The organism is Oceanobacillus picturae (assembly GCF_000612865.1).
Classification (GTDB): Bacteria; Bacillota; Bacilli; order Bacillales; family Amphibacillaceae; genus Oceanobacillus_B; species Oceanobacillus_B jordanicus.
In genome coordinates this window covers 1,346,119-1,358,384 of sequence record NZ_CCAX010000001.1, presented here as the reverse complement: position 1 = coordinate 1,358,384, position 12,266 = coordinate 1,346,119, and the positions used below count along the sequence as shown (strand labels likewise).

At 36.8% G+C, this 12,266-nt stretch carries 12 protein-coding genes and 1 pseudogene; 9 read left to right on the top strand and 4 right to left on the bottom strand.

Features of this window, described 5'->3' with window-relative positions:
• Positions 1-8 precede the first annotated feature (8 nt).
• The 3 genes and pseudogenes from BN988_RS19175 (at position 9) to BN988_RS19455 (ending at position 930) form a co-directional block, all read left to right on the top strand.
• The gene (locus tag BN988_RS19175; protein ID WP_231495198.1) at positions 9-449 is read left to right on the top strand and encodes a helix-turn-helix transcriptional regulator; all 441 of its coding nucleotides are present in this window, start codon (positions 9-11) and stop codon (positions 447-449) included.
• Positions 394-525 (top strand): annotated as a pseudogene (locus tag BN988_RS19460) (WYL domain-containing protein); the annotation flags it as partial. The gene BN988_RS19175 and the pseudogene BN988_RS19460, both read left to right, overlap by 56 nt.
• A 48-nt stretch (positions 526-573) precedes the next feature.
• The gene (locus BN988_RS19455; RefSeq protein WP_455565969.1) at positions 574-930 is read left to right on the top strand and encodes a WYL domain-containing protein; all 357 of its coding nucleotides are present in this window, start codon (positions 574-576) and stop codon (positions 928-930) included.
• A 167-nt stretch (positions 931-1,097) separates the two neighbouring features.
• Here the strand turns inward: BN988_RS19455 and BN988_RS06840 are convergent, their stop codons facing one another.
• Both BN988_RS06840 and BN988_RS06835 read right to left on the bottom strand, forming a co-directional pair.
• Positions 1,098-1,559, bottom strand: coding sequence for an SRPBCC family protein (locus tag BN988_RS06840; RefSeq protein WP_036574477.1), 462 nt, complete (start codon positions 1,557-1,559; stop codon positions 1,098-1,100).
• Complete coding sequence (locus tag BN988_RS06835; protein WP_036574476.1) at positions 1,552-1,902, bottom strand: MerR family transcriptional regulator; 351 nt, start codon at positions 1,900-1,902, stop codon at positions 1,552-1,554. The genes BN988_RS06840 and BN988_RS06835 overlap by 8 nt, the downstream gene beginning before the upstream one ends.
• 341 nt (positions 1,903-2,243) lie before the next feature.
• Here BN988_RS06835 and BN988_RS06830 point away from each other — a divergent pair, with 341 nt between their 5' ends.
• On the top strand, positions 2,244-2,639 hold the full coding sequence (locus tag BN988_RS06830) for a VOC family protein (RefSeq protein ID WP_036574473.1): 396 nt from the start codon (positions 2,244-2,246) through the stop codon (positions 2,637-2,639).
• A gap of 134 nt (positions 2,640-2,773) precedes the next feature.
• Here BN988_RS06830 and BN988_RS06825 read toward each other — a convergent pair whose 3' ends face one another.
• On the bottom strand, positions 2,774-3,151 hold the full coding sequence (locus BN988_RS06825; protein WP_036574470.1) for a PH domain-containing protein: 378 nt from the start codon (positions 3,149-3,151) through the stop codon (positions 2,774-2,776).
• A 320-nt stretch (positions 3,152-3,471) separates the two neighbouring features.
• Here BN988_RS06825 and ahpC point away from each other — a divergent pair, with 320 nt between their 5' ends.
• The 4 genes from ahpC (at position 3,472) to BN988_RS06805 (ending at position 8,782) form a co-directional block, all read left to right on the top strand.
• On the top strand, positions 3,472-4,035 hold the full coding sequence (ahpC, locus tag BN988_RS06820; protein WP_036574467.1) for an alkyl hydroperoxide reductase subunit C: 564 nt from the start codon (positions 3,472-3,474) through the stop codon (positions 4,033-4,035).
• 14 nt (positions 4,036-4,049) lie between these two features.
• Positions 4,050-5,621, top strand: coding sequence for an alkyl hydroperoxide reductase subunit F (ahpF, locus tag BN988_RS06815; protein ID WP_036574465.1), 1,572 nt, complete (start codon positions 4,050-4,052; stop codon positions 5,619-5,621).
• Between the two features lie 131 nt (positions 5,622-5,752).
• Complete coding sequence (locus tag BN988_RS06810; RefSeq protein WP_036574462.1) at positions 5,753-6,691, top strand: hypothetical protein; 939 nt, start codon at positions 5,753-5,755, stop codon at positions 6,689-6,691.
• Positions 6,692-6,850: 159 nt separating this feature from the next.
• Positions 6,851-8,782: a fructose-bisphosphatase class III gene (locus BN988_RS06805; RefSeq protein WP_036574459.1), complete on the top strand. Its 1,932-nt coding sequence runs from the start codon at positions 6,851-6,853 to the stop codon at positions 8,780-8,782.
• A 175-nt stretch (positions 8,783-8,957) separates the two neighbouring features.
• Here the strand turns inward: BN988_RS06805 and BN988_RS19165 are convergent, their stop codons facing one another.
• Positions 8,958-9,065, bottom strand: a complete 108-nt coding sequence (locus tag BN988_RS19165) for a putative holin-like toxin (protein ID WP_222705296.1) — start codon at positions 9,063-9,065, stop codon at positions 8,958-8,960.
• A 283-nt stretch (positions 9,066-9,348) separates the two neighbouring features.
• On the opposite strand from BN988_RS19165, the gene BN988_RS06800 reads away from it, so the two are divergent.
• On the top strand, positions 9,349-12,246 hold the full coding sequence (locus BN988_RS06800) for a DUF3427 domain-containing protein (protein ID WP_036574458.1): 2,898 nt from the start codon (positions 9,349-9,351) through the stop codon (positions 12,244-12,246).
• Positions 12,247-12,266 lie beyond the last annotated feature (20 nt).

Below are 12,266 nucleotides of genomic sequence, written 5' to 3'. Positions count from 1 at the left end.
GATTTCACATGACCATTAGTCGGTATTTTGAAATCATCTATCTCTTATTGGATAGAAAAGTGGTTACTGCGAAGGAATTGTCTGAGCACTTTGAGGTTTCCACAAGAACGATCTATAGAGATGTGGATGTGTTAAGTGGGGCAGGAATCCCTATCTATGCTAATAAGGGGAGAGGAGGAGGGATTTCCCTTTTAGAGGGATACTCCTTCAATGCTTCCATGTTAACAAGTGATGAACAAGAAGACATATTGGTTGGACTACAAACATTAGCTGTTACTGAATTTCCAAATACAGATCTCATTCTAAAAAAAGTAGCTCGGCTGTTTAAAAAACAAACAACAAACTGGATTGATGTTGATATGGGGAAGTGGGGAAAAGAAGAAACAGTTATTTATCCTATTAAGAGATGCAATTTCCCAACAATTTGTCGTTCACTTTCGCTATTTTAACTCACTTGGTGAGCAAAGTGTACGAGAAGTAGAGCCGATTCAATTATTATTCAAAAAAAATGCTTGGTATCTTTCTGGATATTGTTTAGGCCGGGAGGGTTTTCGTATTTTTAAAATTAGTCGCATGGATCAAGTATGTCTTTCAGATCAAACATTTACCATGAGATCAACAGAAGATGCGATAAAAGATGCCGAGAAACAAATAGGGGAAACCTCTATTCCGATAAAGATTAGAATTTCTTCTCAAGGTGCGTACCGGGTCTATGATGAGTTTGACGACCATATGATTACGAAAAATATAGATGGCTCGTACACCGTTGTAGCGAATTTCCCTGTTGGTGCATGGCTAGATAGTTATCTTTTGTCCTTTGGTACACTAATTGAAGATATTCACCCTGATTATTTACGCGAACGGTTATTGAAAATAATGGATAAGCTGAAGCATAACCTAGAAGATTCGTCTAAAAATAAGCCAGGTTAAAGTTTAGGACGTCTTTTTTTGCGGGTTATTATGAAATAATCTTTACTCGAACGACATCTAAATGGCGCATTACATAGAAAGCAGCCCAGTTCTTCAAAAAGGAATTAGGCTGTTTTATTTCATATTTCTTTGAGTATTGATAGGAGTGACAAATGTATCATCTTGGATTAGTGGGAAGTATGGTTCAACGCTTCTTGGTTCACTCTTTCCATAAATTCATGAACAACTTTTTGGCTTCCTTTTTTGTTTGCAAGCTTCATCATTGCCCTGCCGACGAAGTTAATGCCTTTGTTATGGCCGGAGTATATGAACTTTGTGTTATTTTCGTCCACTTTTTCCAAGGTAAAACTAAAGTTAACTTCAAACGCTTTCCCAATTACAAATCGAACTGTTTTTAGTTTCTTGTCTGGTGTATCTTCGTAGGCTAAGGTTTCCACGATGTACGTTTCAACGCGTTTCCCTTCACGGTAGCTCTGTTGATGCTTCGCTCCTACTTCTGTTTCTGACTTTTCCACTATAGTATGTTCTTCAACTTTTGGCATGATTTTTTTAATGTTTTTATCCGAAAATAAGCTCCAAACAGTTTCAATATCTCTTTCAATTATCGTTTCTTCTTTCCATTCAATCATCGTTTTTATCTTCCCTTCCAGATTTTAAAAAGTCATCAATCTCCTCGGTTTGTTTGCACAGGTCTTCTATTTTAAGCTGTATGTTTTCTCTTTTTTGAATTAGCAGATCTTCTAGGTGATAGAACGATTCGTCCTCCGTAACAGAAATCATCTCTTGAATGGTAAATCCGAATCGTCTTAATTTCCCTAAAAGAGTTGCTAAGAAGTAGCTGCCATCATCGTAATATCGGTAATTATTATGTGGATTAATATAAGCGGGCTCTAATAGTTTCACTTCGGCGTAGTAGCGAAGTGTTTCTTTAGTCAAACCGGTTATTGCGGCAAATTCACTTATCTTATACATAATGCCTGTCCTTTCACTACGAGTTTAAACTATGTGGTGCACAACAGAGTCAATGTTTGTTTTATAGATAATTTCTATTTGCAGAAATATAGGGGAGAACGTTAATAAGAGTCTCTATTAATTGAATCAGATAGAGGGATAAATGTATATGATATTCCAGCCAAAAAGAACAGAAAACAGTTTTAACAACTTAAGAAAGTATATAAGTAGTTAGGAAGGAGAAAAGGGTTACAGTGTTGAATTTAAGTATAACAAATAAGATAAAGTGTTTTAGACGTCTTGTAGCACACGTACTAGATTCGGAAGAGAATGATTAAACGTTTCCTAATAAGGAGGATATTATGGGTAGATTAGTTCATTTCGAGATTCATGTAGATGACATGGAGAGGGCAAAAAAGTTTTATGGTGAAGTATTTGGTTGGACATTTGAAGACTGGAGTGAATATGCAGGCATGCCTTATGCTGGTGCCGTAACTGGAGATGACAATGAGCTTGGTATTAATGGCGCGTTAATGCAACGTCAAGGGCCGCCTCCAGAAACGAACCAAGCGTTGAATGGCTATGCTTGTACAATGAACGTGGAGAATTATGACTCAACTGAATCAAAGATTTTAGAGCGTGGAGGACGGGTAGCATTGCCTAAATATGCGCTCCCAGGCATGGCGTGGCAAGGGTATTATACCGATACAGAAGGGAATACATTTGGTATTCATCAACCAGATGAGAATGCGAAATAAGTGAGTTAATAGTTTTAATGATCAATTGGATAACTAATTAAACGAATAAAAGTGGCTGGTTTTATAATTTAAAAAACAGCCATGCTTTTTGTGCAATCTATATGGAAATTAGCTTATAGCTCGGATATATGCTATTACCCGCAAGCAGCGGCCAACACCTTTTGAATATCATAAATGCTGTCATCTTTCTTGAAATTCTTTGCAACAAGTGGTTCGATATTTCCAGATATCCATATCTTCAGTTCGGCATCCATATCAAAAGTCCCTGCTGTCTCAATACTAAAATGTGAGATACTTTTATACAGAATGGAGTGGAATTCAGTTTTTTTGCCAGTTATCCCTTGCTTATCTACTAAAATAAGACGTTTATCCGTAAAAATAAATAAGTCCCTTAATACTTTAAATGCTACGTTTACTTCTTCGCCGTCTATAAATAGTTTGCTAAATTCCCTCTTTATTTCACCTTTGTCCACATTCGAAGCGTTACCCAATAACCCATCAAGAAATCCCATGAAATAACCTCCAATATTTTTATTATACATGACTAAATTTCGCATGATAACTACACTAATACATATGTTGAAACCATACTCCCAGTATAACAATACGTCTATATTTCTGCATTTATTCCCTATGAAAAGGCAAAAAGGAAATAATTAAATAATCTCAATTATAAACTCTAAATGACAACGGTTACATTATATAAAATTGACTATAATGTGAAATATATAAGGTCTTTCGGATATCTCTTGCAATGTTTGTCAATATATATTAGTGTATGCTTTATTAGAATAACTATTATTAAAATGCACCTATAGGAGGAATTTACACAATGTCTTTAATCGGATCAGAAGTAAAACCATTTAATGCAAAAGCTTATTTCAACGGTGACTTTGTAGATGTAACAGAAGAAAACTTCAAAGGTCAATGGAGTGTAGTATGTTTCTACCCAGCAGACTTCTCATTTGTTTGCCCAACTGAACTTGAAGATTTACAAAATGAATATGCAACGCTAAAAGACCTAGGAGTAGAAGTATACTCTGTATCAACGGATACGCATTTCGTTCATAAAGGTTGGCATGACACTTCCGAAAAAATCGGTAAAATTACGTATACAATGATTGGTGACCCATCCCAAACGATTTCTCGTAATTTTGAAGTACTAAACGAAGAATCAGGTCTTGCAGATCGTGGTACGTTCATCATCGATCCAGACGGTGTTATTCAAACAGTAGAAATTAATGCAGACGGCATTGGCCGTGATGCTAGTGTGCTTGTTGATAAAATCAAAGCAGCACAATATGTTCGTAAAAATCCTGGTGAAGTTTGCCCTGCTAAATGGGAAGAAGGCTCTGAAACACTTACACCAAGCCTAGACCTAGTAGGTAAAATTTAAGGAGTGCGATAAGCATGCTTGAATCAAACATTAAAGCACAACTAGACCAATACCTGCAATTACTTGAAAGTGATATTGTACTGAAAGTAGATACAGGCGACGATAGTGTATCAAAAGAGATGCAGGAGCTTGTTGATGAAATTGCTTCTATGTCATCGAAGATCACTATCGAAAAAGCAAGCTTGAAAAGAACACCTAGCTTTAGTGTGAACCGTGTTGGCGAAGACACTGGGGTAACCTTTGCTGGCGTTCCACTTGGACATGAGTTCACATCACTAGTGCTCGCTTTACTACAAGTTAGTGGAAGAGCTCCCAAGGTAGATCAAAGTGTTATAGACCAAGCGAAAAAGGTTAAAGGTGAGTATCACTTTGAAACCTATGTAAGTCTTACGTGTCATAACTGCCCAGACGTCGTACAAGCACTAAATATGATGAGTGTGCTTAATCCTGGTATTACCCACACCATGATTGATGGAGCTGCCTTCAAAGAAGAAGTAGACAGCAAAAACATTATGGCTGTACCAACTGTAACCTTAAATGGGGAAGAGTTTGGTAGTGGTCGTATGACAGCTGAAGAGATGCTTGCCAAATTAGGTAGCGGACCCGATGCAGCCGAACTATCTGAAAAAGATCCATACGACGTGCTTGTTGTTGGTGGAGGACCTGCTGGAGCTAGTGCTGCCATCTATGCTGCACGTAAAGGCATCCGCACTGGGATTGTAGCAGAACGCTTTGGTGGACAAGTACTAGACACAATGAGCATTGAGAACTTCATTAGTGTAAAAAGTACCGAAGGACCGAAGCTTGTTGCAAGCTTAGAAGAACATGTGAAAGATTACGGAATAGATGTTTTGAACTTACAACGTGTACGTCACGTAGAGAAGAAAGATATGTTTGAAGTAGAGCTAGATAATGGCGCTATTCTAAAAAGCAGAACGGTAATTGCTTCTACTGGTGCAAGCTGGCGTAAGCTTGGTGTACCTGGAGAAGAGGAGTTCGCCAACAAAGGTGTAGCATACTGCGCACACTGTGACGGTCCATTATTTGAAGGAAAAGACGTTGCTGTCGTCGGTGGAGGAAACTCTGGCGTCGAGGCTGCGATTGACCTAGCAGGTATCGTAAACCATGTAACTGTTCTTGAGTTCTCTGATACCTTAAAGGCTGATGAAGTACTTCAAAATAGTCTAGCTAAACTCCCTAACGTAACCGTCGTTAAAAACGCTCAAACAACGGAAATCACTGGTTCAGACAATGTGAATGGCATCAAGTATCTTGATCGTGAAACAAATGAAGAGAAACAAATCGATTTACAAGGTGTGTTTGTCCAAATCGGCCTGGTACCAAATACAGGTTGGCTTGATAATACAGTTGAAAAGAACCGCATAGGTGAAGTTGTTGTGGACAAGCATGGTGCTACAACAGTATCAGGTTTGTTTGCAGCTGGTGACTGTACAGATAGTGTCTATAACCAAATTATTATCTCGATGGGATCTGGAGCGACAGCTGCACTAGGAGCTTTTGATTATCTAATCAGAAACCCGATTGAAGCAGGTGCCGTTGAAGACGAACTTGTTAATCAAGAGTAAATAATTTATACACCATAATGAATGACCTTAGATGAGGATGTAGTCTTTATCTAGGGTCATTTTTTAGTGGCTTATGCTGTGAAACTTTTGTAAAAGACTTTTCGTAATAAATAAGGGAGGGGGAATTTATAATGGTAGATCGATTAAATGAAGAACTTATACAGGTGAAAGCAGATCTAAGAAAGAAGAATAAATGGCAGAACCAAGTGACGGATTATGAAAGAGAACGAACAGAGATTGATAGTATTATATCCAACTTAAAGAAGCAGCTTGTTGAAGAGGAAAAGGATGTTGAAAAGTTAGAAGGGTTTAGTATTACTGGAGTATTCCTAGCACTAAAAGGAAGTAAAGAGGAAAAGATAGAAAAAGAGAAGCAAGAAGTAATTGCTGTCCAGTTGGAATTGCAGGAAGCTGAGAAAACGAAAAAGGAATTAAATCAAGCCCTAACAGAACTAAGATATGAACTGGAAAAACTAGGGAATGTAGAGACAAGGTATCAACAACTATTTGCTGAAAAAGAACAATATATTAAACAAAGTAACAATTCCTCAGCTGCTATGTTAGTTCAGCTAACGGAGCAGGAAGGCGATACAAAAGCATACATGGTTGAACTCAATGAGGCCATTAAGGCAGGTTCTTATGTAGTGGAAGATTTGGATAGTGCGCATGCCTCGTTAGATAGTGCAGCAAACTGGGGTACCTTTGATATGTTTGGGGGAGGAGCTATTTCAGGAATCGCAAAACATGGTCACATAGACGACGCTACAGCAGCGATCCACAAGGCGCAAACGAGCATGCGACGTTTTCAAAAAGAATTGCTAGATGTAGAGGAAGAATTAGATGTCCAAATTGATATCTCAGGTATGCTTAAATTTGCCGACTTTTTCTTGGACGGAATCTTTGTCGACTTTATGGTTCAAAACAGAATAAATGAAGCCAGAGATCAAGTAAGCTATAAACAGGACGAAGTTGAAAGGATCATAAGGGATCTAGAAAGAGAAGTAGATACAAACAAGAAAAAACTTGAAGAGATTAGGAAAGATAGACAGAATGTAATTGAAAATGCGTAACATGCAACCCTTTTAACAAAGTTGAATAGGCTTGTCGATAGCAACCCATTATTTTCTATATTTGTACGAACAAATCGAGTTCACTTAGCAGGCAATTTTCAGTTATACTAGTAATAATGTACATGATAGATTTAACTGTTAAAAGGGGATGCAATCGTTTTGAAAAACAAGTTTTTGGATTTACTTGCACAACGTTATGAAAGTGAAGAAAAAGTCGTAACCGAAATTATCAACCTTGAAGCCATCCTCGACCTGCCTAAGGGAACAGAGCATTTTGTTAGTGATTTGCACGGGGAATATCAAGCATTTCAACATGTGCTACGAAATGGCTCGGGCAAAGTGAAAGAGAAAATAAGAGACCGTTTTTCCAATGAATTATCTGAAGAAGAGATTACAGAATTTGCGACATTGGTTTATTATCCAGAAGAAAAACTACAATTGATTAAGAGCCATTTTGCAAATAAAAAAGAGATAAATGAATGGTACATAAAAAAGATTGAGCATTTGATTCAGCTCGTTTCCTATGCTTCTTCTAAGTATACAAGGTCAAAATTGCGTAAAGCATTACCAAAGCAATTTGTATATATTATTGAAGAGCTTCTATATAAAACAGACGATTACACCAATAAGAAACCCTATTATAAAAAAATCGTGGAGCAAGTTATTTCACTCGATCAAGCGGATGAATTAATTATAGGCCTTGCCTATACAACGCAGCGATTGGTAGTTGACCATCTTCATGTGGTGGGGGACATTTACGACCGTGGTCCAGAACCGGATAAAATTATGGATACGCTCATTAATTACCATTCTGTTGATGTGCAATGGGGAAACCACGATGTGCTCTGGTTAGGTGCGTTTGCAGGTTCGAAGGTTTGTTTAGCTAATATTATTCGTATCTGCGCCCGTTATGATAACTTGGATATAATTGAAGACGTTTATGGAATTAATCTTCGACCACTGCTTAATTTAGCGGAGAAGTACTATGAGGATAATCCAGCATTCAGACCGAAAAGACAATCTAATAAAAAAATATCGGATCAAGAACAATCACAAATTACAAAAATTCATCAAGCAATTGCGATGATTCAATTTAAGCTGGAGAGTCCAATTATAAAAAGACGTCCTAACTTCAATATGGAGAAACGGCTAGTTTTGGAGAAGGTTAATTATGAGAAAAACGAGATCACATTGCGCGGGGAAACGTATCCATTAGTTAACACCTGTTTTGCAACAGTGAACCCAGAACAACCAGATCAATTACTAGAGGAAGAACAGCAAGTAATCGATAAATTGTTATTCTCTGTCCGGCATTCCGAAAAATTGGGCAGACATATGCGCTTCCTGATGAAAAAGGGAAGCCTTTACCTCAAGTATAATGGAAACTTGTTAATACATGGCTGTATTCCGATAGATGAGCAAGGAAATATGGAAGAGATGAAGATTGAGAACAAATCTTATGCAGGCCGTGAACTGCTTGATATCTTTGAACATTATTTACGCTATTCCTTTGACCATCCGGAAGAGACAGATGACCTTGCGACAGATATGGTCTGGTATTTGTGGACAGGTGAGCATTCCTCCTTATTTGGAAAAAGAGAAATGACGACCTTTGAGCGGTATTTTATTACAGATAAGAAAACACATAAAGAAGTGAAAAATCCGTATTATTACATGCGTGAAAATGAGGAAATCTGCCACAAGATTTTAAAGGAATTTGAACTCGACCCGATGCATGGTCATATTATCAACGGCCACACACCAGTGAAAGAGATCGAAGGGGAGAACCCAATTAAAGCAAATGGAAAAATCGTTGTGATCGATGGAGGATTCTCCAAAGCTTACCAACCGACAACAGGAATCGCCGGCTACACATTATTATACAACTCCTATGGCATGCAGCTTGTCGCCCATAAACATTTCAATTCCAAGCAAGAAGTATTGCACAATGGAAATGATGTTTTATCCGTGAAGAGGTTAGTGGATAAGGAATTGAAGCGGAAAAAAGTGCGTGAGACCAATGTTGGAGAGAGCTTGTTACAGGAGATTTCTATGTTGAAGGGTCTTTTGAAATATCGGTATATGAAGTAATGGATCTAGTAGGGGCATAATTGACAGTATATATAAATAAAATTATACTAATAATAAGAAAAAGGTATCGAGTAGCGCGAACTACCCGATACCACAACTACATCCGCATAAAGAGCGGTTGACCAGATGTTTGATGAACTAAAAAGAAGTAGCCGATACCTTGGTCAGAGGGCGGTTACTTCTTTTTGTTTAGAAAGATGACGATGGTTATAATAAGTGTTAATCCTGCTGTCATGGAAACGCTAAAATGGAGTAGTAAGCTTATTACTTGATAAGTCGTCATCTTTACCACCTCCCTTCTCAGGAAGTGGCCAACCGCCCACTATACTATGTAGTTGTATCATCATATTATCATAATACTTAATAGATAAGTATAAAAGATGGAACAATTGTTTCGTTAATCCCTTTTAAAAAATCTATGATTTATGGGCCTAGTTCTTTTTACTTAATTGCAATTCATGAAGTATTATAATATTTTGCGATAAATTATGTTAAAATTAGGAAAAGATATTTACGATATAGTGTCTACAGTAGAGATATAACAAGTAAGAGACGCGGGGGATTAGATGGAGGATTTCATTAAAAATCTTGAAGAATCTTTACATAAAGGATTTATAGACCAGACCAAGGGAAAAATGGATACATATAAACCGAGATTGCTATTGAACAATACTAAGAAAAGCATAGATGTATTAACGTCATTAGTTAAGGAATTAGATAGTTGTAAATCTTTTATTTTCTCAGTTGCCTTTATAACGGAAAGTGGCCTTGCTACTTTAAAATCACATTTACTTGATCTTAAAAGAAAAGGGATTAAGGGTAAAATACTAACATCTACCTTTCTAAATTTTAACCAACCGAAAGTTTTTAAAGAATTGAAGAAGATAACAAACGTTGAAGTACGGTTAACTGAAATGGAAGGGTTCCATTCAAAAGGTTACATATTTGAGCATGATAAGTACTATTCGTTAATTGTAGGTAGTTCAAATCTTACTGCACAGGCATTAAAAGTAAATTATGAGTGGAATGTGAAACTAACTTCCTATGAGAACGGTGAAGTCATACATCACTTTAAGAACCAATTTGAAGAGGTGTGGCAAGAAGCAAGCCCATTAACAGATGATTGGATTAAGTCATATGAGGAAATATACAAGCCGGTGGAATATCAAGCTGCAGCGAAAGTAATTGAACTTCCGACAGAATATGATGTCAATCCTATTAAAACTGCGACCGACATTCATCCAAATAAAATGCAAGAAGTAGCTTTAAAAGAAATACAGAGTGTAAGAGAAGAAGGTCACGATAAGGGCCTTGTTGTGTCGGCAACTGGTACAGGAAAAACATTTTTATCTGCCTTTGATGTTCGTCGTGTTGCACCAAAAAGGATGTTATTTGTTGTACATCGAGAGCAAATTTTACATAAAGCGAAGTCCGACTTTCAACAAATTTTGGGAGGCTTGGATAGAGACTTTGGTATATTAACAGGTTCAATTAAGCAAACGGACGCAAAATACCTGTTTACCACAATACAAACGATTTCTAAACTAGAGACCTTACAAAAGTTTGACCCACATGAGTTTAATTATATTCTTATAGATGAAGTGCATAAAGCAGGAGCAGCGTCGTATTTAAGAGTACTAGATCATTTCGAGCCAGACTTCTTATTAGGGATGACTGCAACTCCAGAGCGTACTGATGATTTTAATATATATGAGCTGTTTGATTATAATATTGCCTATGAAATTCGGTTACAGGAGGCACTTGAAGAAGATATGTTATGTCCATTTCATTATTTCGGTGTTACCGATCTTGAATACGATGGAGAGATAATCGATGATACAGCAATATTATCCAAACTTGTTACAGTTGAGCGAGTAAATCATATTATAGATAAGTTGGATTATTATAGTCATTCGGGTGATAAAGTAAGAGGATTAATGTTCTGTAGCCGAAAAGAGGAAGCGGTAAAATTATCTACTGCTTTAAACGATAAAGGGTTTAAAACTATTGCCTTAACCGGTGACCACTCTCAGGATCAGCGTATATATCAAGTTGAACGTTTGGAAAATGGAGTTCTGGATTACATTATTACCGTAGATATTTTTAATGAGGGAATTGATATTCCAAGTATAAACCAAGTTGTCATGTTAAGACAGACACAATCTAGCATTATCTTTATCCAACAGCTTGGGCGTGGCCTTCGTAAACATGAGTCAAAAGATTTTGTTACAATCATTGATTTTATCGGTAATTACAAAAACAACTATATGATTCCGATGGCTTTATCTGGAGATAAATCGCAGAACAAAGACAATATACGTAGACGCGCAACAGAGACGAGTTACATCAAGGGAGTATCAACCGTTAATTTTGAGGAAATCGCAAAAAAACAAATATTTAAATCGATAAACGCTAGTAATTTGACAGCCATGAAGGTTTTTAAAGAAGCGTTTGTAGAATTGAAAAACCGACTTGGACGGACACCATATTTATATGACTTTATAACGAATCATTCTATTGATCCAGTCGTAATTGCAGGTAAATTTAAAAGTTTCTACGCTTTCCTTCTAAAAATGAATGAAGACATTACTACATTAAGTGCATACCAACATAGTGTTCTCACAATGCTTTCATTGGAAATACTTGATGGGAAACGTAAACATGAACTTGTATTGTTAGACCAGTTACTATCAAAAGGAAGTGTCGATTCAGAAGAATATCACCTGGCATTAGAAGAGTCAGGGTGTATTGTTGAGGAATCAACGTTAAACTCTGTGCATCGTATATTTGATTTGTCCTTCTTTACCCAAACAGATCAGAAAAAATATGGTTACAAGCCAATTATTGAGTTAAACAGAGATAATAAGTATTCTTTTAACGAAGTAGTAAGAGACGGGCTGCAAACCAATCAATTATTTAATAAATTGGTTATGGATGTTGTGCAGTGTGGGCTTGAGCGGAATAAAAAGTATCAACTCAATAAGAAACTTACTAGATACGAGAAGTATTCTAGAAAAGATGCTTGCAAGTTATTAAACTGGAATAATGACGAAAGTTCAACCATGTATGGCTACAAACCCAAACACCAGACTTGTCCGATATTCGTTACTTATCACAAAAATGACGAAGTAGAATCTAGTGTTAATTATGGGGATGAATTTATTAGTCCTGAAATTTTCAAATGGTATACTCGAAGTAAGCGGACATTAGCTTCAGAAGAGGTTAAAAAGATTGTAAATGCTGATGAGACAAATATGGATCTACATTTCTTTATAAAAAAGGATGATGATGAAGGTAGCGGATTTTATTATCTCGGCCAAACTCTTCCAGATAAAGAAACAGTCGAGCAGGATAAAATGCTTGATAAAAACGGTAAGGAAATACCAGTGGTACACATGAACATGGTATTAGATAAACCCATTGAGCATAAGTTATACCAGTACATTGTTAATGGAAATGAATAGGAATATAAGAAAAGTCTAGC

What these genes read in the sequence shown, in the direction of transcription:
- BN988_RS19175 (WP_231495198.1), top strand. Translation starts at nt 9, where the DNA reads ATGACCATTAGTCGGTATTTTGAAATCATCTATCTCTTATTGGATAGA.
- BN988_RS19455 (WP_455565969.1), top strand. Translation starts at nt 574, where the DNA reads ATGGATCAAGTATGTCTTTCAGATCAAACATTTACCATGAGATCAACA.
- BN988_RS06840 (WP_036574477.1), bottom strand. Translation starts at nt 1,559, where the DNA reads ATGATTGAATGGAAAGAAGAAACGATAATTGAAAGAGATATTGAAACT.
- BN988_RS06835 (WP_036574476.1), bottom strand. Translation starts at nt 1,902, where the DNA reads ATGTATAAGATAAGTGAATTTGCCGCAATAACCGGTTTGACTAAAGAA.
- BN988_RS06830 (WP_036574473.1), top strand. Translation starts at nt 2,244, where the DNA reads ATGGGTAGATTAGTTCATTTCGAGATTCATGTAGATGACATGGAGAGG.
- BN988_RS06825 (WP_036574470.1), bottom strand. Translation starts at nt 3,151, where the DNA reads ATGGGATTTCTTGATGGGTTATTGGGTAACGCTTCGAATGTGGACAAA.
- ahpC (WP_036574467.1), top strand. Translation starts at nt 3,472, where the DNA reads ATGTCTTTAATCGGATCAGAAGTAAAACCATTTAATGCAAAAGCTTAT.
- ahpF (WP_036574465.1), top strand. Translation starts at nt 4,050, where the DNA reads ATGCTTGAATCAAACATTAAAGCACAACTAGACCAATACCTGCAATTA.
- BN988_RS06810 (WP_036574462.1), top strand. Translation starts at nt 5,753, where the DNA reads ATGGTAGATCGATTAAATGAAGAACTTATACAGGTGAAAGCAGATCTA.
- BN988_RS19165 (WP_222705296.1), bottom strand. Translation starts at nt 9,065, where the DNA reads ATGACGACTTATCAAGTAATAAGCTTACTACTCCATTTTAGCGTTTCC.
- BN988_RS06800 (WP_036574458.1), top strand. Translation starts at nt 9,349, where the DNA reads ATGGAGGATTTCATTAAAAATCTTGAAGAATCTTTACATAAAGGATTT.